The sequence below is a fragment of the Micromonospora sp. WMMC241 genome (genome assembly GCF_027460165.1).
Classification (GTDB): domain Bacteria; phylum Actinomycetota; class Actinomycetes; order Mycobacteriales; family Micromonosporaceae; genus Micromonospora; species Micromonospora humi.
The window spans coordinates 573,182-594,210 of record NZ_JAPZBF010000001.1 but is presented as its reverse complement, the minus strand read 5'-3'; the positions used below and the strand labels follow the sequence as shown (position 1 = coordinate 594,210).

Annotated in this window: 20 protein-coding genes and 3 tRNA genes; 1 reads left to right on the top strand and 22 read right to left on the bottom strand. The window is 70.1% G+C overall.

Translation table 11 applies throughout. The features are described from left to right. Window positions 1-395: 395 nt before the first annotated feature. The 19 genes from O7598_RS02900 to O7598_RS02810 form a co-directional block, all read right to left on the bottom strand. Window positions 396-767, bottom strand: coding sequence for a hypothetical protein (locus O7598_RS02900; protein WP_269689902.1), 372 nt, complete (start codon window positions 765-767; stop codon window positions 396-398). A gap of 142 nt (window positions 768-909) precedes the next feature. Then, on the bottom strand, window positions 910-4,797 hold the full coding sequence (locus O7598_RS02895; protein WP_269689901.1) for a DNA-directed RNA polymerase subunit beta': 3,888 nt from the start codon (window positions 4,795-4,797) through the stop codon (window positions 910-912). An 80-nt stretch (window positions 4,798-4,877) separates the two neighbouring features. Continuing rightward, a complete protein-coding gene (rpoB, locus tag O7598_RS02890; protein ID WP_091065761.1) occupies window positions 4,878-8,309 on the bottom strand; it encodes a DNA-directed RNA polymerase subunit beta in 3,432 nt (1,143 codons plus the stop codon). 575 nt (window positions 8,310-8,884) lie between these two features. Continuing rightward, on the bottom strand, window positions 8,885-9,274 hold the full coding sequence (gene rplL / locus O7598_RS02885; protein ID WP_089155263.1) for a 50S ribosomal protein L7/L12: 390 nt from the start codon (window positions 9,272-9,274) through the stop codon (window positions 8,885-8,887). Between the two features lie 54 nt (window positions 9,275-9,328). Continuing rightward, window positions 9,329-9,877, bottom strand: coding sequence for a 50S ribosomal protein L10 (rplJ, locus tag O7598_RS02880; protein WP_091065754.1), 549 nt, complete (start codon window positions 9,875-9,877; stop codon window positions 9,329-9,331). A 314-nt stretch (window positions 9,878-10,191) separates the two neighbouring features. Further along, window positions 10,192-10,881, bottom strand: a complete 690-nt coding sequence (locus O7598_RS02875; RefSeq protein ID WP_269689900.1) for a hypothetical protein — start codon at window positions 10,879-10,881, stop codon at window positions 10,192-10,194. After that, entirely contained in the window at window positions 10,878-11,774 is an 897-nt protein-coding gene (locus O7598_RS02870) for an ATP-binding cassette domain-containing protein (protein ID WP_269689899.1), read from the bottom strand. The genes O7598_RS02875 and O7598_RS02870 overlap by 4 nt, the downstream gene beginning before the upstream one ends. 82 nt (window positions 11,775-11,856) lie before the next feature. After that, window positions 11,857-12,573 carry a 50S ribosomal protein L1 gene (gene rplA, locus O7598_RS02865; RefSeq protein ID WP_091065744.1) on the bottom strand — a complete coding sequence of 239 codons (717 nt, stop codon included), beginning with the start codon at window positions 12,571-12,573 and terminating at the stop codon, window positions 11,857-11,859. Between the two features lie 83 nt (window positions 12,574-12,656). After that, a complete protein-coding gene (rplK, locus tag O7598_RS02860) occupies window positions 12,657-13,088 on the bottom strand; it encodes a 50S ribosomal protein L11 (RefSeq protein ID WP_091065740.1) in 432 nt (143 codons plus the stop codon). Window positions 13,089-13,243: 155 nt separating this feature from the next. Beyond that, window positions 13,244-13,966 (bottom strand): transcription termination/antitermination protein NusG, encoded by a 723-nt coding sequence (gene nusG, locus O7598_RS02855; RefSeq protein WP_269689898.1) that lies wholly within the window; start codon window positions 13,964-13,966, stop codon window positions 13,244-13,246. Window positions 13,967-14,001: 35 nt separating this feature from the next. Beyond that, window positions 14,002-14,406, bottom strand: coding sequence for a preprotein translocase subunit SecE (gene secE / locus O7598_RS02850; RefSeq protein ID WP_091065734.1), 405 nt, complete (start codon window positions 14,404-14,406; stop codon window positions 14,002-14,004). 215 nt (window positions 14,407-14,621) lie between these two features. Further along, window positions 14,622-14,694, bottom strand: a tRNA-Trp gene (locus O7598_RS02845). A gap of 127 nt (window positions 14,695-14,821) precedes the next feature. Continuing rightward, window positions 14,822-15,214 (bottom strand): MaoC/PaaZ C-terminal domain-containing protein, encoded by a 393-nt coding sequence (locus O7598_RS02840; RefSeq protein WP_269689897.1) that lies wholly within the window; start codon window positions 15,212-15,214, stop codon window positions 14,822-14,824. 2 nt (window positions 15,215-15,216) lie between these two features. Next, on the bottom strand, window positions 15,217-15,663 hold the full coding sequence (locus tag O7598_RS02835; RefSeq protein ID WP_269689896.1) for a MaoC family dehydratase N-terminal domain-containing protein: 447 nt from the start codon (window positions 15,661-15,663) through the stop codon (window positions 15,217-15,219). Between the two features lie 119 nt (window positions 15,664-15,782). Then, the gene (rpmG, locus tag O7598_RS02830; RefSeq protein WP_013288652.1) at window positions 15,783-15,950 is read right to left on the bottom strand and encodes a 50S ribosomal protein L33; all 168 of its coding nucleotides are present in this window, start codon (window positions 15,948-15,950) and stop codon (window positions 15,783-15,785) included. A 131-nt stretch (window positions 15,951-16,081) separates the two neighbouring features. Continuing rightward, window positions 16,082-16,154, bottom strand: a tRNA-Met gene (locus O7598_RS02825). A gap of 25 nt (window positions 16,155-16,179) precedes the next feature. Beyond that, window positions 16,180-16,252 (bottom strand) — tRNA-Thr (locus tag O7598_RS02820). Window positions 16,253-16,347: 95 nt separating this feature from the next. Then, entirely contained in the window at window positions 16,348-18,873 is a 2,526-nt protein-coding gene (locus tag O7598_RS02815) for a putative bifunctional diguanylate cyclase/phosphodiesterase (protein WP_269689895.1), read from the bottom strand. A gap of 567 nt (window positions 18,874-19,440) precedes the next feature. After that, window positions 19,441-19,698, bottom strand: a complete 258-nt coding sequence (locus O7598_RS02810) for a hypothetical protein (protein WP_269689894.1) — start codon at window positions 19,696-19,698, stop codon at window positions 19,441-19,443. Window positions 19,699-19,775: 77 nt separating this feature from the next. Here O7598_RS02810 and O7598_RS02805 point away from each other — a divergent pair, with 77 nt between their 5' ends. Then, complete coding sequence (locus tag O7598_RS02805) at window positions 19,776-20,261, top strand: hypothetical protein (protein WP_269689893.1); 486 nt, start codon at window positions 19,776-19,778, stop codon at window positions 20,259-20,261. 18 nt (window positions 20,262-20,279) lie between these two features. Here O7598_RS02805 and O7598_RS02800 read toward each other — a convergent pair whose 3' ends face one another. The 3 genes from O7598_RS02800 to O7598_RS02790 are packed head-to-tail and all read right to left on the bottom strand — an operon-like array spanning window position 20,280 to window position 20,880. Continuing rightward, window positions 20,280-20,432: a hypothetical protein gene (locus O7598_RS02800; protein ID WP_269689892.1), complete on the bottom strand. Its 153-nt coding sequence runs from the start codon at window positions 20,430-20,432 to the stop codon at window positions 20,280-20,282. Next, window positions 20,432-20,713, bottom strand: a complete 282-nt coding sequence (locus tag O7598_RS02795) for a hypothetical protein (RefSeq protein ID WP_269689891.1) — start codon at window positions 20,711-20,713, stop codon at window positions 20,432-20,434. Before O7598_RS02795 ends, O7598_RS02800 begins: the two co-directional genes overlap by 1 nt. Beyond that, window positions 20,701-20,880: a hypothetical protein gene (locus O7598_RS02790; protein WP_269689890.1), complete on the bottom strand. Its 180-nt coding sequence runs from the start codon at window positions 20,878-20,880 to the stop codon at window positions 20,701-20,703. Before O7598_RS02790 ends, O7598_RS02795 begins: the two co-directional genes overlap by 13 nt. Window positions 20,881-21,029: the final 149 nt, after the last annotated feature.

The window sequence follows — 21,029 nt, the reverse complement described above, 5'->3', positions numbered from 1 at the left end:
GCGGACCCCGGGTCGTGCGTGCCCGGCGAAAACGGACCGGGCCCCGGGCCGTGCATCCCCGGCGGGTACGGTCCCGCCGGCGGCCAGGGGCCGGGCGGCGCGGAGTGCGGGGCCGGCACCGATCCCGGCGGCGCGGAGTGCGGGGCCGGTTCCGGCGCGGAGTGCGGGGGCGGCGCGGCGTGCGGGGCGGCCCACGGGCTGACCGCGTCGGCGGCCGGCGGCGCGGCGGGATCCGGCCCGGCACCTGGGCGGGTCGGGTCGCCTCCCGGCGGGGCCGGTTCCGTCACGGCGTCCTCCTGTCCACATGGCTCACCCGCCACGCGGCGGACACCGGCCAAGGCTACCGTCGCGGGTCACCACCGGGTGGACGGGCGCGGAGCCGCTCCCCCGCCGGGTCAGTCGAAGTTCGGGGCGAAGTCGTGCCCGAACGAGGCGTCGGCGTGCCGGACCACGCCGATCACCACCGCGGCCACCACCGCGACCGCGGTCAGCACCAGGCCGATCCGGGCCAGCCGCTCACCGCGGCGCAGCCAGTCGGCGCCGGTGAGGTAACCCCCCGAGGCGTACGCCTCCCGGCGGGCCTGCCGGGCCAGGGTGAGCGCGAGCGTGGCGGGCACCGCCCCGCCGACGAAGAAGCCGGTCAGCGCGCCGATCAGGCCGAGGGCGAAGACGGCGCGGGCCTTCGTGGAGCGGACCGGCTGAGGATCGTGCGGATGGCGTTGCGCCTGCGGCACGACGGGCACCTGCTGCCCCGGCACGGTCGTCATGCCTCCCATTCTGCCCCCGCCCGGACGAGCCGGCGCGCCAGCTCGCCGAGGTGGCGGCATCCGGGCGTACCGGTGTGGGGCAGGCGGTCCCGGACGCGACGAGGCCCCCGGCGGGTGCCGGGGGCCTCGTCGTTCGTGCGGTTTAGCGGTACGACCCGAAGTCGAAGTCGTCCAGCGGCACCGCCTGGCCGCTGGCCGGCCCGAAGCCGTAGTCGGTCTCCGGGTAGCCGGTCATCGAGTAGACCTTGGCCTTCGCCTCCTCGGTCGGCTCGACCCGGACGTTGCGGTACTTGCTGATGCCCGTACCGGCCGGGATGAGCTTACCGATGATCACGTTCTCCTTGAGGCCGATCAGCGAGTCGCTGCGGGCGTGGATCGCCGCGTCCGTCAGCACCCGGGTGGTCTCCTGGAAGGAGGCCGCCGACAGCCAGGAATCCGTGGCCAGCGAGGCCTTGGTGATACCCATCAGCACCGGGCGACCGGCGGCGGGCTCGCCACCCTCGCCGACGAGCCGGCGGTTCTCCGACTCGAACAGCGCCCGGTCGACCAGCACGCCCGGCAGGAACTCGGTCGAGCCGGAGTCGATGACCGTCACCCGCTTGAGCATCTGGCGGATGATGATCTCGATGTGCTTGTCGTGGATGAGCACACCCTGCGAGCGGTAGACCTCCTGGACCTCCTGGGTCAGGTGGACCTGGACCGCGCGCGGGCCGAGGATGCGCAGCAGCTCGTGCGGGTCGATGGTGCCCTCGGTGAGCTTCTCGCCGACCTCGACGTGGTCGCCGTCGTGCGCCCGGAGCCGGACCCGCTTCGAGATCTTGTCGTAGACGATCTCGTCGCTGCCGTCGTCCGGGATGACCACGATCTTGCGGGACCGCTCGCCGTCCTCGATCCGGATGCGACCGGGGGTGTCGGCGATGGGCGCCTTACCCTTCGGCACCCGGGCCTCGAAGATCTCCTGGACACGGGGCAGACCCTGGGTGATGTCCTCACCCGCGACACCACCGGTGTGGAAGGTACGCATGGTCAGCTGCGTACCCGGCTCACCGATCGACTGGGCGGCGATGATGCCGACCGCCTCGCCGACGTCCACGGTCTTGCCGGTCGGCAGCGAGCGGCCGTAGCACGCACCGCAGACGCCCAGCTTCGACTCGCAGGTGAGCACGCTGCGCACCCGCACCGTCTCCACGCCGGCCGCCACGATCGCGTCGACCCCGATGGAGTTGATGTCCTGGCCGCGGTGGGCCACCACGGTGCCGTCCGGCCCCTTGATGTCGTCGGCCAGCGTCCGGGCGTGCACGCTGGTCTCGGCGTGCTCGTGCACGACCAGCTTGCCGTCCAGCTGCTCACCGATCTGCATCGGGATGGCCCGGTCGGTGCCGCAGTCCTCCTCGCGGATGATGACGTCCTGCGAGACGTCCACCAGACGACGGGTCAGGTAACCCGAGTCGGCGGTACGCAGGGCGGTGTCCGCGAGACCCTTCCGGGCGCCGTGCGTGGAGATGAAGTACTCCAGCACGGACAGACCCTCCCGGTACGAGGCCTTGATCGGCCGCGGGATGATCTCGCCCTTCGGGTTGGCCACCAGACCACGGATCGCCGCGATCTGCCGGAGCTGGAGCAGGTTACCGCGGGCACCCGAGTTGATCATCTTCCACAGCGGGTTCTCCTGCGGCAGCGCGGTGTCCATCTCCTTGGCGACCTCGTTGGTCGCCTTGGTCCAGATCTCGATGAGCTCGCCGCGACGCTCCTCGGCGGTCATCAGACCACGCTGGTACTGCTTGTCGATCCGGTCGGCTTCCTTCTCGTACCGCTCCAGGATCTCCCGCTTGCGCGGCGGAGCGATGACGTCCTCCATGCCGATGGTGACGCCGGACCAGGTGGCCCAGTGGAACCCGGCCTCCTTGAGCCCGTCCAGGGTGGCCGCCAGGGCCACCTTGGGGAAGCGCTCGGCGAGGTCGTTGACGATCGCGGAGAGCTGGCCCTTACGGATCTCGTAGTTCACGAAGCGGTAGCCCGGGGGCAGCGTCTCGTTGAACAGGACCCGGCCCAGGGTGGTCTCCACCGTGACGGTGTCGCCCTCGGCCCAGCCCTCCGGCGCGGTCCACGGCTCGGCGCCGGCGCCGTTGTCGACACCGACCACGTCGTGCAGCCGGATCTTGACCGGGGTCTGCAGGTGCAGCTCGCCGTTGTCGTACGCCATCCGCGCCTCGGCGTCCGAGCTGAACGCCCGGCCCTCGCCCTGACCACCCGGAGTGAGGTGGGTCAGGTGGTAGAGACCGATGACCATGTCCTGGGTGGGCATGGTGACCGGCTTGCCGTCGGCAGGCTTGAGGATGTTGTTCGACGACAGCATCAGGATCCGCGCCTCGGCCTGGGCCTCGGCGGACAGCGGCACGTGGACCGCCATCTGGTCACCGTCGAAGTCGGCGTTGAACGCGGTGCAGACCAGCGGGTGGATCTGGATGGCCTTGCCCTCGACCAGCTGCGGCTCGAAGGCCTGGATGCCCAGCCGGTGCAGGGTCGGCGCCCGGTTCAGCAGGACCGGGTGCTCGCCGATGACCTCTTCCAGCACGTCCCACACGACCGGCCGCTGCCGCTCGACCATCCGCTTGGCGGACTTGATGTTCTGCGCGTGGTTGAGGTCGACCAGCCGCTTCATCACGAACGGCTTGAACAGCTCCAGCGCCATCTGCTTGGGCAGGCCGCACTGGTGCAGCTTGAGCTTCGGGCCGACCACGATGACCGAACGGCCGGAGTAGTCGACGCGCTTGCCCAGCAGGTTCTGGCGGAACCGGCCCTGCTTGCCCTTGAGCATGTCGGAGAGCGACTTCAGCGGCCGGTTGCCCGGGCCGGTGACCGGACGACCACGACGGCCGTTGTCGAACAGCGCGTCGACGGCCTCCTGGAGCATCCGCTTCTCGTTGTTGACGATGATCTCGGGCGCGCCGAGGTCGATCAGCCGCTTGAGGCGGTTGTTCCGGTTGATCACACGCCGGTAGAGGTCGTTCAGGTCGGAGGTCGCGAAGCGGCCACCGTCGAGCTGCACCATCGGGCGCAGGTCCGGCGGGATGACCGGGACGCAGTCCAGCACCATGCCGAGCGGCGAGTTCCGGGTGTTCTGGAACGCCGCGACGACCTTCAGCCGCTTGAGCGCACGGATCTTCCGCTGGCCCTTGCCGGAGCGGATGGTCTCGCGCAGGTTCTCCGCCTCGGCGGTGAGGTCCATGTTCTGGACCAGCGCCTTGATGGCCTCGGCGCCCATGCTGCCGGTGAAGTACTCACCGAAGCGGTCGCGCAGCTCGCGGTAGAGCAGCTCGTCGGTGACCAGCTGCTTCGGCTCCAGCTTGCGGAAGGTGTCGAGGACCTCGTCGAGGCGGTCGATCTCGCGCTGGGCCCGGTCGCGGATCTGGCGCATCTCGCGCTCTCCGCCCTCCTTGACCTTGCGCCGGACGTCCGCCTTCGCGCCCTCGGCCTCCAGCTCGGCGAGGTCACCCTCGAGCTTGGCGGCCCGCTTCTCGATCTCCGAGTCACGGCTGTTCTCGGCCTGCCGCTTCTCGGCCAGGATCTCGTTCTCGATGGTCGAGAGATCGCGGTGACGCGCTTCGGCGTCCACGCTCGTCACGACGTACGAGGCGAAGTAGATGATCTTTTCGAGGTCCTTCGGGGCGAGGTCCAGCAGGTAGCCCAGCCGGCTCGGCACGCCCTTGAAGTACCAGATGTGGGTCACCGGAGCGGCCAGCTCGATGTGACCCATCCGCTCCCGGCGAACCTTGGAGCGGGTCACCTCGACGCCGCAGCGCTCGCAGATGATGCCCTTGAAGCGGACCCGCTTGTACTTACCGCAGTAGCACTCCCAGTCCCGCTGCGGACCGAAGATCTTCTCGCAGAAGAGCCCGTCCTTCTCCGGCTTGAGGGTGCGGTAGTTGATGGTCTCGGGCTTCTTGACCTCGCCGTGGGACCACTGACGGATGTCGTCGGCGGTGGCGAGACCGATGCGCAGCTCGTCGAAGAAGTTGACGTCGAGCACTGTGTCCCCTATGTCGTCGTCTGTACTGCTAGCTAACGGGCGGGATCGGGGGCCGGCGAGCCGGCCCCCGAATCACCGCCTCAGACCTCTTCGACCGAGCTCGGCTCGCGCCGGGACAGGTCGATGCCCAGCTCCTCCGCCGCCCGGAACACCTCGTCGTCGGTCTCGCGCATCTCCAGGGCCACACCGTCGCTGGAGAGCACCTCGACGTTGAGGCACAGCGACTGCAGCTCCTTGAGCAGCACCTTGAACGACTCCGGGATGCCCGGCTCGGGGATGTTCTCGCCCTTGACGATCGCCTCGTAGACCTTGACCCGGCCGAGGACGTCGTCGGACTTGATGGTCAGCAGCTCCTGCAGGGCGTAGGCGGCGCCGTACGCCTGCATGGCCCAGCACTCCATCTCACCGAAGCGCTGGCCACCGAACTGCGCCTTACCACCCAGCGGCTGCTGCGTGATCATCGAGTACGGGCCGGTCGACCGGGCGTGGATCTTGTCGTCGACCAGGTGGTTGAGCTTCAGGATGTAGACGTAGCCGACCGCGATCGGGTCGGGCAGCGGCTCGCCGGAACGACCGTCGAACAGCTGCGCCTTTCCGGTGCGCCCGATCAGCTGGTTGCCGTCCCGGTTGGGCAGGGTCGACGCCAGCAGGCCGGAGATCTCCTCCTCGCGGGCACCGTCGAAGACCGGGGTGGCCACGTTGGTGTCCGGCTCGGACTCGTGCGCGTTGATCGACTTGAGCTGGCGCTTCCACTCCTCGTCGTCACCGTCGACGCTCCAGCCGGTCTTGGCCACCCACCCGAGGTGGGTCTCCAGGACCTGGCCGATGTTCATCCGGGACGGGACACCGAGCGGGTTCAGCACGATGTCGACCGGGGTGCCGTCCTCCAGGAACGGCATGTCCTCGATCGGCAGGATCTTGGAGATGACGCCCTTGTTGCCGTGGCGGCCCGCGAGCTTGTCACCGTCCTGGATCTTGCGCTTCTGGGCCACGTAGACCCGCACCAGCTCGTTCACGCCCGGGGGCAGCTCGTCGCCGTCCTCGCGGGAGAAGGTACGCACGCCGATGACCGTGCCGGTCTCGCCGTGCGGCACCTTCAGCGAGGTGTCACGGACCTCGCGCGCCTTCTCACCGAAGATCGCGCGGAGCAGCCGCTCCTCGGGGGTCAGCTCGGTCTCGCCCTTCGGCGTGACCTTGCCGACCAGGATGTCGCCGGGGACGACCTCGGCGCCGATCCGGATGATGCCGCGCTCGTCGAGGTCGGCGAGCATTTCCTCGCTGACGTTCGGGATGTCGCGGGTGATCTCCTCCGGGCCGAGCTTGGTGTCCCGGGCGTCGACCTCGTGCTCCTCGATGTGGATCGAGGTGAGCACGTCCTGCTGCACGAGGCGCTGCGACAGGATGATCGCGTCCTCGTAGTTGTGGCCCTCCCAGCACATGAACGCCACCAGCAGGTTGCGTCCGAGCGCCATCTCGCCCTCGTCGGTGCACGGACCGTCGGCGATGACCTGACCGGCTTCGACGCGGTCGCCCTCGAAGACGACCGGCTTCTGGTTGACGCAGGAGCCGGCGTTGGAGCGGCGGAACTTGTGCAGCAGGTACGTCCGGCGGTGGCCGTCGTCCTGGTGGACGGTGACGTAGTCGGCGCAGAGGTCCTCGACCACACCGCCGACCTCGGCGACGACGACGTCGCCGGCGTCCACGGCCGCGCGGTACTCCATGCCGGTGCCGACCAGCGGGGCCTCGGCCTTGACCAGCGGCACCGCCTGACGCTGCATGTTCGCGCCCATGAGCGCGCGGTTCGCGTCGTCGTGCTCCAGGAACGGGATCATCGCGGTGGCGACCGAGGTCATCTGCCGCGGCGACACGTCCATGTAGTCCACGGCGCCGGGCGCCACGTCCTCGGTCTCGCCGCCCTTACGACGGACCAGGACGCGGTCCTCGGCGAACGTGCCGTCCGACTTCAGCGGCGCGTTGGCCTGGGCCTTGACGAACCGGTCCTCCTCGTCCGCGGTCAGGTAGTCGATCTGGTCGGTGACCCGACCGTCGATGACCTTCCGGTACGGCGTCTCGATGAAGCCGAACGGGTTGACCCGGGCGAAGGTGGAGAGCGCGCCGATCAGGCCGATGTTCGGGCCTTCCGGCGTCTCGATCGGGCACATCCGGCCGTAGTGGGACGGGTGCACGTCGCGGACCTCGAAGCCGGCCCGCTCACGGGACAGACCACCCGGGCCGAGCGCGCTCAGCCGGCGCCGGTGGGTCAGACCCGCCAGCGGGTTGGTCTGGTCCATGAACTGGGACAGCTGCGACGTGCCGAAGAACTCCTTGATCGCCGCCACCACCGGGCGGATGTTGATCAGGGTCTGCGGCGTGATCGCCTCGACGTCCTGCGTGGTCATCCGCTCGCGGACGACCCGCTCCATCCGGGAGAGACCCACCCGGACCTGGTTCTGGATCAGCTCGCCCACGGTGCGCAGGCGACGGTTGCCGAAGTGGTCGATGTCGTCGGCCTCGTAGCCCTCCTCACCGGCGTGCAGCCGGCAGAGGTATTCCACGGTGGCGACGATGTCGTCCTCGGTCAGCGTGCCGGTGTTCATCGGCACGTCGACTTCGAGCTTCTTGTTGAACTTGTAGCGCCCGACCTTGGCGACGTCGTACCTCTTCGGGTTGAAGAAGAGGTTGTCGAGCAGGGTCTGGGCGTTCTCGCGGGTCGGCGGCTCGCCAGGGCGGAGCTTCCGGTAGATGTCGAGAAGCGCCTCGTCCTGACCGGCGATGTGGTCCTTCTCGAGCGTGGTCATCATCAGCTCGGACCAGCCGAACTTCTCGCGGATGCGCTCCGCGGACCACCCGATGGCCTTGAGCAGGACGGTGACGGCCTGGCGACGCTTACGGTCGATGCGGACGCCGACCGTGTCGCGCTTGTCGATGTCGAACTCCAGCCAGGCACCCCGACTCGGGATGACCTTGACGCTGGAGAGGTCGCGGTCGGAGGTCTTGTCCGGCTGCTTGTCGAAGTAGACGCCCGGCGAGCGGACGAGCTGGCTGACCACGACGCGCTCGGTGCCGTTGATGATGAAGGTGCCCTTGGGCGTCATCATCGGGAAGTCACCCATGAACACCGTCTGGCTCTTGATCTCGCCGGTGGTGTTGTTGGTGAACTCCGCGGTCACGAACAGTGGCGCGCAGTAGGTCAGGTCCTTCTCCTTGCACTCCTCGATCGAGGCCTTGACCTCGTCGAAGCGCGGAGCGGAGAAGGACAGCGACATGGTGCCGGAGAAGTCCTCAATGGGACTGATCTCGTCGAGGATTTCCGCGAGACCCGAGCGTGCGTGCGGGTCGTCCGCCGACCGGCCCTGCCAAGCCTCGTTGCCGACGAGCCAGTCGAAGGACTCGTTCTGGATGGCGAGGAGGTTGGGGACCTCGAGGTGTTCGGTGATCCGACCGAAAGAAACTCGGCGGGGTGCGAAAGCGCTCGACGTACGACTGGTCTTCGCAGGGCGGGAAGCTGCCAAGATGCGTCCTTCCGAGGACCGGTGCTGCAGAACGGCTGGTACGCGTGCACTCCAATGACCCCACCAGAAATATCCGCAATCGGACATTTCCGAGCAGGGGTCAAGTCGGAAGGCAGCGCAAACTAGCAGTGTAGCCGAGAGGCTAACCGCTGTCCAGCCCACCCCGCAGGTCGTCGCGGAACAAGCCCTGGGACCTCGGAAAACCGGGTCCGCCGGGCCGCTCGGAACGCGACGCTCCTGCCGGTCCGCTCGTGGTGCGGCGGCGGTGGTGCTGCCGTTGCCCTTACCCGAGTGGCGGCCGTTGCAAGCGCGGAAGGTCTTGCTGATGTCAGCGTGCCTGCCCTGCCGGTGCCGCGTCAAGGGCCGGTGACCCCTCGGGGTGTCTTTCCCCCCGACGGACTACCGACTCGGCATCCCTGAAAGGCCGGTGCGAGGACGCTGGACGCCCTGCTCACGCCGCTGCCACCGGGTAGCACCAACACGACGGGCGGTGATCCTCTTCCGGATCACCGCCCGTCGCGACGCGGTTGTGCCCCGGCTCACGTGAGCCGGACGCGCGTCAGGTCAGACCAACGTCACTTGAGGGTGACCTTGGCGCCCTCGCCCTCGAGCTTGGCCTTGGCCTTCTCGGCGGTCTCCTTGTTGGCCTTCTCCAGGACGGCCTTCGGAGCGGCCTCGACCAGGTCCTTGGCCTCCTTGAGGCCCAGGCCGGTCAGCTCGCGCACGACCTTGATGACCTGGATCTTCTTGCCACCGTCGGCGTCGAGGATGACGTCGAACTCGTCCTTCTCCTCCTCGGCCGGGGCAGCGGCAGCGCCACCGGCGCCACCGGCGGCGGCGACCGCGACCGGAGCCGCGGCGGTGACCTCGAAGGTCTCCTCGAACTGCTTCACGAACTCGGAGAGCTCGATCAGCGTCATCTCCTTGAACGCGTCGAGCAGCTCGTCGGTGCTGAGCTTCGCCATGTCTGGCGTCCTTTCCTCAAAGAATTAACTAAGAACGTGGTGCGCCGCGCGGCCTCAGGCCGCCTCGGCGCCCTCCTGCTCGCGCTTCTTGTCCGCCAGGGCGGCCGCCGCGCGGGCGGCCTTGGAGAGCGGAGCCTGGAACAGGGCCGCGGCCTTGCTCAGGTTGCCCTTCATGGCGCCGGCCAGCTTGGCCAGCAGCACCTCGCGGGACTCCAGGTCGGCGAGCTTCGTGACCTCGGCCGCGGAAATGGCCTTGCCCTCGAAGACACCGCCCTTGATGACGAGCTTCGGGTTGGCCTTCGCGAAGTCGCGAAGCCCCTTCGCCGCCTCGACGACGTCGCCCGAAACGAAAGTCAGCGCGGTAGGACCGGTGAACAGCTCGTCGAGGCCGGAGATGCCCGCATCGGCCGCGGCACGCTTGGCCAGCGTGTTCTTCGCGACCGTGTAGCTGGTCTCCTTGCCGAGCGTGCGCCGCAGCTGGGTGAGCTGCGAGACCGTGAGCCCGCGGTACTCGGTCAGCACGGTGGCTCCCGAAGAGCGGAAGCTCTCGGTCAGCTCGGCGACGGCCGTGGCCTTGTCGGCCCGGATCGGCTTGTCCGCCATGTCCCTCCTCTCTCGTTGCTCGGAGCTGGCACGCCGGCGACGAGAGAACTCGCGACGGCGGCGGAGGCGCCACGACAACGAAAAAGCCCCGGCGCGGGGCGCACGGGGCGAGGGCCGGGATCATGGCACAGTCGGCGGACCGTGGATGACACCGAGTTTCGCTTGCCGCCCTGCGCGGGTCGCCCGTCGTCGCGGGACCTTCGACCGTGCCAGGGCACGGTGACCAGCGGTCTGTGGGTGGAACTACCGCACCAGGTTACGCGACCGCGCCACCCGCGCCAAATCGCCCCCGGGTGCTCCCCGTCACCCGTCGGTCAGGCACGGGTGCGGCGGCCCCAGGCGTAGCCGGTCAGCGCGACCGCCGACCACAGCGCCGCCCAGCCGGTCAGCAGCAGCCCGGTGCCGGGCGCGACCGGCCCGGTGACCGCCCGCGCCGTCGCCATCACCGGCGGGACCAGCCACGGCACCAGCGAACCGGACAGCCCGAAGACCACGAAGCCGACCGCGCCGACCGCGAGCACGGCCACCCCGTAGCCGGCGCTGCGGGTGATCGCCCGACTGGCCAACGCGCCGAGGGCCACCGCCGCCGGCAGGGCGAGCAGGTGCGCCCACAGCCCGAGCGCCACGCCGACCAGGGCCGGCCGCCCGTCCGGACCGGCCGTCGTGGTGAGCCCGCCGATCGGCCACGGCAGCACCAGCGCGACCGCCACCACGGCGAGCCCGGCCACCAGCGCCGCGAGCAGCCCGGCCGCCCGCTCCCGGGCCGGCCCGACCACCACCCGGGCCAGCCGCCGCTGCACGTCGGGCTCGACGTCGAGCAGGATCTTGGTCTGCCAGGCCAGCACCGGGAAGAGGACCACCGCGGAGACCCCGTAGGCCTCCGCCGGCCGCGCCCGACCGCCGCCGTAGAGGACGCCGAGGGCGAGCAGGCCGGCCAGGACCGGCGCCAGCGCCCGTCCGGTACGCACGAAGCCGGCCAGTCGCAGCCGCACCAGGGCGATCACCGGCTCACCTCCGCCGCCGGACCGGGCCGCTCGGGCGAGACGCCCTCGGCGTCGTCGACCGGGGCGCTCCCCCACCGTGCGGGCGGCCCGTCGGACGCGCCGCCCGAGGTGTCGGGCGGGCTCGCGACGGGTCGGCCGGGTGGCGTGGCGGCGGCGGGGACGGCGTGGTCGCGTATCCGAAGGATCTGGTGGCCGTCGGCGCGCAGGCGGGCGACGGCGGTGGCGAGGCTCGCTGCCGGCACCGCCAGCTCGACCACCGCGACGGCCGAACCGCCGGTCGGCGCCGCCTCGGTCAGCGTGCCGTCGGCGACCGACCACTGCCGGGCGCCGGGCAGCCGGACCGTCTCGCCCCGGTGGTCGCTGACCAGCACCGCGCCACCACCGGCCAGCACCTCGCCGATCAGCTCGGGGACCAGCTCGCGGGCGGCGGCGTCGAGCCCTTCCCAGGGTTCGTCGAGCACCAGCAGGCCGGGCGGACGCAGCAACGCCTGCGCCAGGCCGACCTTCTGCGCGGTGCCCTTGGACAGCTGCGGCAGGCGCACGCCGTGGAAGCGGGTCAGGCCCAGCCGCTCGACCCAGTGGGCCACCGCCCGGTCGGCGGCGGGCCCGGGCAGGCCGGCGACGCGGCCCATCGCGGCCAGGTAGGCCCCGACGGTGAACGGTTGGTCGGCGGGGAAACGCTCGGGCACCCAGCCGACCGTCGCCGGCCGGTCGGTCACCCGGCCCCGGCTCGGGCGCAGCACCCCCGCGGCGAGCTGGAGCAGCGTGGACTTGCCCGCCCCGTTGCGGCCGAGCACGACCGCGACCTCACCCGGGCCGATCGCCGCGTCGACCTGCCGCAGCACCCACGGGCCGTGCCGGTGGTAGCGGAGCCAGACCCCGTCGAGCCGCATGCGCCGAGCCTGCCACACCGGACAGACGGACGGGGCCCCGCCACGGCATGGTGGCGGGGCCCCGTCCGGGGAGTGTGGTTGCTCAGGCCTCGGCCGAGCCCTCCCGCAGGTTCTTGACGGCCTTCGGGTCGACCGGAACGCCCGGGCCCATGGTCGTGGTCAGGGTGATCTTCCGGAGGAAGGTGCCCTTGGACGCGGACGGCTTGGCCCGGAGCACCTCGTCGAGCACCGCGGCGTAGTTGTCGACCAGCTGGGTCTCGGAGAACGAGGCCTTGCCGATGATCAGGTGCAGGTTGGAGTGCTTGTCCACCCGGAAGGTGATCTTGCCGCCCTTGATGTCCGCGACCGCCTTGGTGACGTCCATGGTCACGGTGCCGGTCTTCGGGTTCGGCATCAGGCCGCGCGGGCCCAGGATCCGCGCGATCCGGCCGATCTTGGCCATCTGGTCCGGGGTGGCGATGGCGGCGTCGAAGTCCAGCCAACCACCCTGGATGCGGGCGACCAGCTCGTCGGTGCCCACCTCGTCCGCACCCGCCGCGACGGCCTCCTCGGCCTTCGCGCCGGCGGCGAAGACGATCACGCGGGCGGTCTTACCGGTGCCGTGCGGCAGGTTGACCGTGCCGCGGACCATCTGGTCCGCCTTGCGGGGGTCGACGCCGAGGCGCATCGCGACCTCGACCGTGGCGTCGAACTTGACGTTGGTGTTCTCCTTGGCCAGCTTGACGGCCTCGGCGGGGGCGTAGAGCTTCGAGCGGTCGATGACCTCGGCGGCCTTGCGGTAGCTCTTGCTGCGCTGCATTTCTGGTGACTCCTGTGGTCTCTGGCGGGCGCGCGGGGTCGCGGCCCTCCCACGAACGGATCGGGTGGAGCGGTGGCGCGAGATCAGTCGGCGACGGTCAGGCCCATCGACCGGGCGGTGCCGGCGATGATCTTCTCGGCCTGGTCGATGTCGTTGGCGTTGAGGTCCGCCATCTTCTTCTCGGCGATCTCACGCAGCTGGGCGCGGGTCACCGAGCCGACCTTCTCCTTGTGCGGGACGCCCGAGCCTTTCTGCACACCGGCGGCCTTGATCAGCAGCCGGGCGGCGGGCGGGGTCTTCAGCACGAAGGTGAAGGTGCGGTCCTCGTAGACGCTGATCTCGGCGGGGACGACGTCGCCCCGCTGGGACTCGGTCTGCGCGTTGTAGGACTTGCAGAACTCCATGATGTTCACGCCGTGCTGGCCGAGCGCGGGGCCGACCGGCGGCGCCGGCGTGGCCTGGCCCGCCGGCAGCTGAAGCGTGAACGTCTTGACGAGCTTCTTCTTCGGAGGCATGTCTCTTCCTGGGGCTTGAAACTGGGATTCTCCGCCGCCCGCGGGCGCGCACGGTCAGCGCGGTGCGGACGGCCGACGTTCAAGAGTAGCGCAGTCTCACGCGACACCGGCGGCCGGCCCGCGAAGGCCGACCGCCGGTGCGGACGTGACGTGCGTCAGATCTTGGCGACCTGGTTGAAGTTCAGCTCGACCGGAGTCTCCCGGCCGAAGATCGACACCAGCACCTTGAGCTTCTGCTGGTCGGCGTTGATCTCGCTGATCGTCGCCGGCAGCGACGCGAACGCGCCGTCGGTGACGGTGACCGAGTCGCCGACCTCGAAGTCGAGGACCTTGACCTCGGGCTTGGCCTTCTTCTGCTCGGTCTCGACCGCCGGCGCGAGCCACTTGAGGACCTCGTCGAGGCTCAGCGGCGCCGGCCGGTCGGCCCGGTCGGTGGCGCCGACGAAGCCGGTGACCCCCGGGGTGTTCCGGACGCAGGAGTAGGACTCGGCGGTCAACTCCATCCGGACCAGGATGTAGCCCGGGAAGACCTTCGCCTGGACCTGCGACCGCTTGCCGTTCTTGACCTCGACCTCTTCCCGGGTCGGCACCTCGACCTGGTAGATGTAGTCCTCCATGTCGAGGGACGTGATCCGGGTCTCGAGGTTGGTCTTGACCTTGTTCTCGTAGCCGGCGTACGAGTGCACCACGTACCAGTCGCCGGGCGCGTAGCGCAGCTTCTGGCGCAGCTCGGCGACCGGGTCGAAGTCTTCCTCCGGGGCCGGCTCGGTGGTCGGGAACTCCGGCTCGCTGGCGGCCTCGACCGACTCGTTGCTGTCCGCCGTCGCCACCGCGGACTGCTCGTCCGGGGTCTCGGCGGTCTCGTCGTACTCAGGCACGCTCGCTCACTTCCGTCAGTATCGCTGTCCGCAGGTCAGCTGGGGTTGCCGAAGACCCACAGCACCGCCTTGGCGAAGCCGTAGTCCAGGCCGGCCACGATCGCCAGCATCACCGCGACGAAGGTGACCACCACCGCCGTGTAGGTCAGCAGCTCCTTGCGGGTCGGCCAGATGACCTTACGCAGCTCGGCCACGACCTCGCGGAAGAACCGCGCGATGCGGGCGAAGAGCCCGATCCGCTCGGTGTCCTTGCGGGTCTTGCGGCCCTCGGCCGGCTCGGCGTGAGCCCGCTTGCGGGTCGCCGTGCCGCCCCGGGAGACCGGCTCGTCCGCGTCGGCGGCGTCGTCGGCCACATCGTCGTCGGCAACGCCGTCGACGGTCGCGTCGTCGTTCAGACGCTCGTCGCCGTCGTCCTCGCCGCGCCGCTTCTTCTCGGCCACTTCGCCCTCCGTGCGGGTATGGGGTCGCACGCCGGGCGGCGTGCGCGGCGTGTTGGTCACGCCGGCCGGACCAACCGTCCCGCGACGGGCCGCGGCCGGCGGACCGGCCGGGAGAGCCCCGATCGCCTCGGAACCACCCCACCGGTGCCACCACCACGGGCCGGACGCCGCCGCGAACGGCGACGCGACCCACGGGAACGGTCAGGCCTGAGGCGCAGGGGTGACAGGACTTGAACCTGCAGCCTGCGGTTTTGGAGACCGCTGCTCTGCCAATTGAGCTACACCCCTGTGCGGCAACTCACCTCCACCCGGACACGTTGTGCCGAGCGGGGGTCACTTGCCCCACGGCGGACCAGTGTACGGGTAGTCGTACGACTTTCCCAACCGGTCTGCCCCTCGCGCGTCTCCTCGCCCCTCAGCGAGAAGTGCGGATCAGTGCCCGGGCCTGCGACAGCACCTTCTCACCCCGGCAGGTGGCGGTGATGTCGAGCCTGGTCAGCCCGTCCTCGGTGACCTCCTTGACCACCGCGGCCACCTCGACCTCGGTGCCCTCGTCGGTGTCCGGGACGACCACCGGGCGGGTGAAGCGGACGCCGAAGTCGACCACCGCGTCCGGTGCGCCGGCCCAGCCGGCGACCGCGCGGCCGACCAGGGCCATGGTGTACATGCCGTGGGCGATGACGCCGGGCAGGCCCACACCGGTGGCGGTCCGGTCGCTCCAGTGGATCGGGTTGAAGTCACCCGAGGCGCCCGCGTAACGGACCAGGTCCGCCCGGGTCACCCGGTAGGTCTGCACCGGCAGGTCCATGCTCACTTCTCCCCGCGTACGACGATCTTGGCCCACACCGTGACCACCGGCTCACCGTCCACCGTGCTCACGTCCGTGCGGGTGGTCAGGAAGCCGTGCCCGCCCCGGCTGGTCACGTCCTCGATGGTGTTCACACAGACCAGCTCGTCGCCGGCCAGCACCGGCCGCGTGTACGCGAACCGCTGGTCGCCGTGGACCACCCGGCTGTAGTCGACGCCCAGCTCCGGGTCGTTGACGATCTGCCGGCTGGCCGCCATGGTCACGAGCACCGGGAACGTCGGGGGCGCCACCACGTCGGGGTGGCCCAGCGCCCGGGCCGCCTCCGGGTCGTGGTGCGCCGGGTCGGTCGCCCCGACGGCGGTGGCGAACTCGCGGATCTTTTCTCGGCCCACCTGATAGGGGGCGGTCGGCGGATAGGTCCGGCCGACGAAGGACGGGTCCAGGGACATGCCGCGAACCTACACGGAAAACACGAACGCCGATCCGAGCGGTCGGCCGGCTGGGTGGCCGTCGACCGGGCGGATCGGCGTCGGTGAAGCTGCTGCGGGCCGGCGGCGCCGGCCGTGCGTCAGCGGGTCTCGCGGTGGACGGTGTGCTTGCCGTCCCGGGGGCAGAACTTCTTCAGCTCGATGCGGTCCGGGTCGTTACGACGGTTCTTGCGCGTGATGTAGTTGCGCTCCTTGCACTCCACACACGCCAAAGTGATCTTCGGCCGGACATCGGTCGCCTTCGCCACGGCGGAGTGCCTTCCTCGCTCAGGAATATCAACTACGGCGTGTCAGCCTACGCGCTGACGACGCGGACATGCAAAGTGGGCGCCTGTGGCGCCCATCCCACCGGCCACCGGGCGGACCCGGAGGACGAGAGTAGCGGTGGCCGGACTTGAACCGGCGACACAGCGATTATGAGCCGCTTGCTCTGCCATCTGAGCTACACCGCCGTGGCGGGTCCAGCCGGACCCTTTGAGCCCCCTTACGGAATCGAACCGTAGACCTTCTCCTTACCATGGAGACGCTCTGCCGACTGAGCTAAGGGGGCCTGCCCGATCACCCTTCGGGTGTCGCGCAGAGGAAACAGTACACGACCTCGCCCCCGAGGTGAAATCGGATCCCCCCGACAGGTGTCGCGCCTGATCAGGGCACCACACGCAGGCGCGGAAGCTCGCCGGCGACGATGGTCTCCGGGTCGACCTGGGCGCCGAACCAGGCCTCCAGACGTTCGTACGGCAGCGGCCGGCTGAACAGGAAGCCCTGGCCGATCTCGCAGCCGATGTCCTGGAGCAGTTCCAGCGTCAGCTCGCTCTCCACGCCCTCGGCGACCACGGTCAGACCGAACTGCTGGGAGAGCGTCACCACCGCGTTGACGATGGCCAGGTCGCCCGGGTCGGTCGCCATCCCCTGCACGAACGAGCGATCCACCTTGACCTCGTGCACGGGCAGCCGGCGCAGTTGGGCCAGGGACGAGTTGCCGGTGCCGAAGTCGTCCACCGAGAGCCGGACACCGAGGTCACGAAGACTGCGCAGGGTCGGGATGGGACGTTCGGTGCCGTCCAGCACACCCGACTCGGTGATCTCCAGGGTGAGCCGCTGCGGGGGGACGCCGTACTCCGCCAGCAGGTCGCGCACGAGCGCCGGGAAGTGCTGGTCGTTGAGCGTACGGGCGGCGAGGTTGACCGAGACGGAGAGCGCCTGCTCCCCGTGGCTCCAGTCGCGGCTGCGCCGCAGGCTCTCCCGGAGCACGAACTCGGTGAGCCGGCCGAGCTGGCCGGTGTGCTCGGCCACGGCCACGAAGTCGTCCGGCTCGACCGCGCCGTGCGCCGGATGTTCCCAGCGGGCCAGGCACTCCACGCCCACCAGGCGGCGGTCCCGCAGCGTCACCTTGGGCTGGAAGTAGACCTCCAGGTCACCGTCCGCCAACGCCCGCTCCAGGTCACCGGCGAGGCCGAGCCGGCGCAGCGAGCGGGACTCCAGCGCCGGGCTGTAGAGCTGCACGCTGCCCGGCACCGACTTGGCCGCGGTGGCGGCCAGGTCGACCCGCTGGAGCAGGGCCACCGCGTCGCCGCCGTGGTCGGGGTGAACGGCCACACCGACGGCGGTGTCCACGTCCAGGGTGAGCGTGTCGAAGACCATCTCGTCGCGGATCTGCTCGCGGAGCTGGGCGGCCAGCTCCAGCGCCGCGTCGGCGCTCTCCAGCCGCAGCGTCACCAGGAACTCGTCGCCGCCGGCGCGACCCACGAGCGCCGAGGAGGGAGCGCAGGCGCGCAGCCGCTCGGCCACCTCGACCAGGACCTTGTCGCCGGCCGCGTGCCCCAGCGACTCGTTGACCTGGCGCAACCGGTCGACGTCGAAGAGCAGCAGCGCCACCACCTCGTCCGGCGCCTTGATCTTGATCGCCTCGGCCACCGCCGACGTGAGCCGCCGCCGGTTGGGCAGCTTGGTGAGCGCGTCGTGGTCGGCGTCGTGCCGGAGCCGGTCGACGAGGCGGGAGTTTTCCAGGGCGACCGCGGCGTGCGCGGCGACCGTCTCGAAGACGGGCAGGTCGCGCGGGGTGAAGTGGCCGACGTCGCTGATCCGGTTGACCACCTCGAGCGTCCCGATCACCGCCTGCCCCGACCGCAGCGGCACCACGATGGCGTCCTTGACCTGCTTCACATCCGCCACGCCGCGCAGCGCGGTGTCGGCGCCCAACTGCCGGCCGGTGGTCAGCGTGCGACCCAGGCTGCGCGCCTGCTCCCGGAACACCGCGGGGGTGGGAGCGACGTCCAGCAGCCCGGGCGCGTCGACGCGGGCGGTGAGCAGCACCTCCGGATGCCGGCCCTGGGCGGGCAGCCAGAGCGTGGCGTATTCCGCCTGCATGAGCGCGCGGACCCGGTCGAGCAGCACGTCGCCCAGGGCGCCCTCGGCGCTGGTGGTGATCAGGCGGGCCAGGTCGTACATACCGGCCAGCGTGCGGTGCTGCTGGAAGAACTGGGAGTAGGAGCGGTAGACCTGGCCGAGCGCGACGAAGAGCGCGCCGAGCAGCAGCGCGGACCACCAGGTCGTCTCCAACGCGATCAGGATGAGCAGACCGATCGAGGCGTTGATGGACGACGTCAGGAAGACCGACGGGGCGGTGCGCAACGCCTCGCGGCCGGGCTGCCAACCCTGGAGGAGCACGTGCACGCCGACCACGGAGAGCAGGCTGACCAGGGTGATGGTGTTGATCGCGACGAAGAGACTGGCCCAGGTGCCCGGCCGGTCGACGCCCTGCAACGGCGGCAGGGCCAGGAGGACGAGACCGGCCAGCGAGGTCGCGGCCGCGGCCTTGGCCGCGTTGAACCACAGTTTCGCCGGCGTGAAGCGGTGCCAGACGCACCAGCCCAGCGTCGACAGCGTGTAGATGAGGACCACCGTCAGTGGTGGCAGGTAGAACAGCGCCACCACCAACGGCACTTCGGTCAGCGTCACGGCTACCGACTGGCGCCGGACGATGAAGTTGAGGACGGGGACGCTGACCGCCGTCATCACGAGGAGCAGGACGAAGCCCCAGCCCCAATCACCGAGGGGGTTGTCCGCGGTGATCGCGATCGCGGTGCTGAAGATGACCGCGCTGAGCGTCAGTGGTGCGGTGATGAGCCAGGCCCGCTCCGTCGATCGGCGTCCTTGGTTCCGGCCGGCCATACCACTCCCCTGTGCCGCACGAGGCGGTCCTTGGGTCACCGGGTGATGTCGGCGGCCCAGATGACGTCGCCCAGTTGCGCTTCGTTGCTGCCGATGACGCTGGAACCAACCAGAAGGGCAGCGAGCACGAGGAGCGAGCCGAGCAGCCGGCCCAACCTTCGACCAGACATGATTGCTCCTGTCGGGAGAGTGTCACAGGGATGGTGGAGGTTCCACGATCGTGCCACACCGGTCAGGGGCAGAAAAGGCGAGAAGACCCGCGCAGCCCGAGTAGCTGTCAGGTTCCGCCGTTCGGCCCAGGCACCCGCCACACGCAGCCAGGTCATGGAGTTGGAAGGTGGTCGTCGACTCCGTCCATTGCGGATTCCGACGTTCACCGCGAAGCGATCAAGACACGCGAAAACTCCGTCCCACCAGCGCCCATGCTCGTCTGGCCCACGACCCGCCCGCGAGGCGAGATCGGCTCCGGCCATAGACCACCATACCTGCATTCGGCATGAGCGCCAGAGGGTGATTCCCTCACTCACGGCGAAACCCACCTGACGTACGCCAACTGTGGCGTGACCGTCAACGCCGGGCACGGGAACCGACCCGACCGAGCAGGATCAGCAGCCCCGCGCCGACCAGCAGACCGATGACGGCGAAGACGAGCGTCTGCGCCAACCAGTGCGCGCCGCCCAGGAACGACGTGGCCAGCCAGACGCAGAGCAGCCCGGCGAGCGGCCCCGCCACCAGGGCGAGCACGATCGCGGTCAGTCGCTGGCCGTCGCTGGCTTCGAGGTACGTGTTGAACCTGTTGATCGAGCGGCGACCGGAGACTGACATGTATCGCTGGATACCCGCACGCGGTGCCGCCGCAAACCGGTTACCGCCGCACGACTCCGCCGACGGATCATGTGGGGGTGCTCGCCCACGCCGCCCTCGCCCGACTCCAGGAGACCGCCGTCCTCTGGAGCACCGGCCCGGGCACCGCCGCCCAGGTGATCGAGGCCGCCTGCGACTGCCTGGTGGCGGGCGTGGACAGCCCCACCCTCCGCATCCTCGCCGGCGCCTCCTGCGCCAAGGGCGAGGAGAGCGACGAGCTGCGACGGTGGCTCGAAGGCGCGCTGACGGAACTCTCCCTCACCTACTACCCCCAGGGGAGCCGCGCGGGCGAGGAGGCGGCCGTCCGACTCATGGCCCGGCGGGTGGTCGCCGGGGAGATCACGCCACGCGAGCTGACGGTCTGGGCGTACCTGCACATCACCTGGGACGGCACTCCCCTGGCCGCCGAGCTGGTCGCCCTGGAGAACACCTACGAGTACGCGGAAGCCGTCCGTGACACGACCACGGACATCGACGCGGACGTGATCGCCGAAGCCCGACACCTGGTCGACGGGCGCCGCTGATTCGGAGCCCCCGGCACCTCACTCTGCTCGATCGCGGTTCAGGTCGCGCCGCTCCCGCATGGTGCGGCGGCGGGTCGCACGGACCTCGGCGAGCATCCGCTCCCTCTGCTCTGCCACCTTGGCCTCGTCGAGGTTCATCCGGGAGCGGGTGTCCTGCCAACTTCGCACCATCAGCGCTGTTCCTCCAACGTCCGCCGGCGGGATCGCCGCCGGGTCTGACTACCGCGAGCAGGTGGGACGGACCCCGGTCTCAACCCCCGTCGCATGACGAAGATCGAGCGACGCGCCACGGCTTCACCCCGCTCGTCGAGCTGGTAGCCGTCCAACCACGTCCAGCCGTCATAGGTGGTCCAGTCGAGGACCCGGATCAGGCGGAAGTGGAACGGCTTCCCGAACTGCACGCTCGCCGCCCTGCTGATCAGGAGCAGCGCGCCGGACCTCAGCTCCGCCACTGCTCGCGGACCCGGCCCCACGCGCGAATGCGGGCCCGCGCCACCACGACCCGAGGACACCAGCCGTACGGACGGCAGCGGGAGCAGGTGTACGCCAGGTGGTAGTCGACGATCGCCCAGGACAGCGCCACCAGGAATGGCGTGTCCAGCCGCTGCTCGGGCGTCACGGCTAGCCGATGAGGTCCTTGAGCGGCATCGTCCGGTCTGGTCATCCCGCCTCCCGCCGGTCAATGAGCACGCGGGCACCCCGTCAGCCGTCGCTGGAGACGGGGCACCCACGTCGGGACGACCCGGCCGCCAAGCTGAGAGGCCCCAC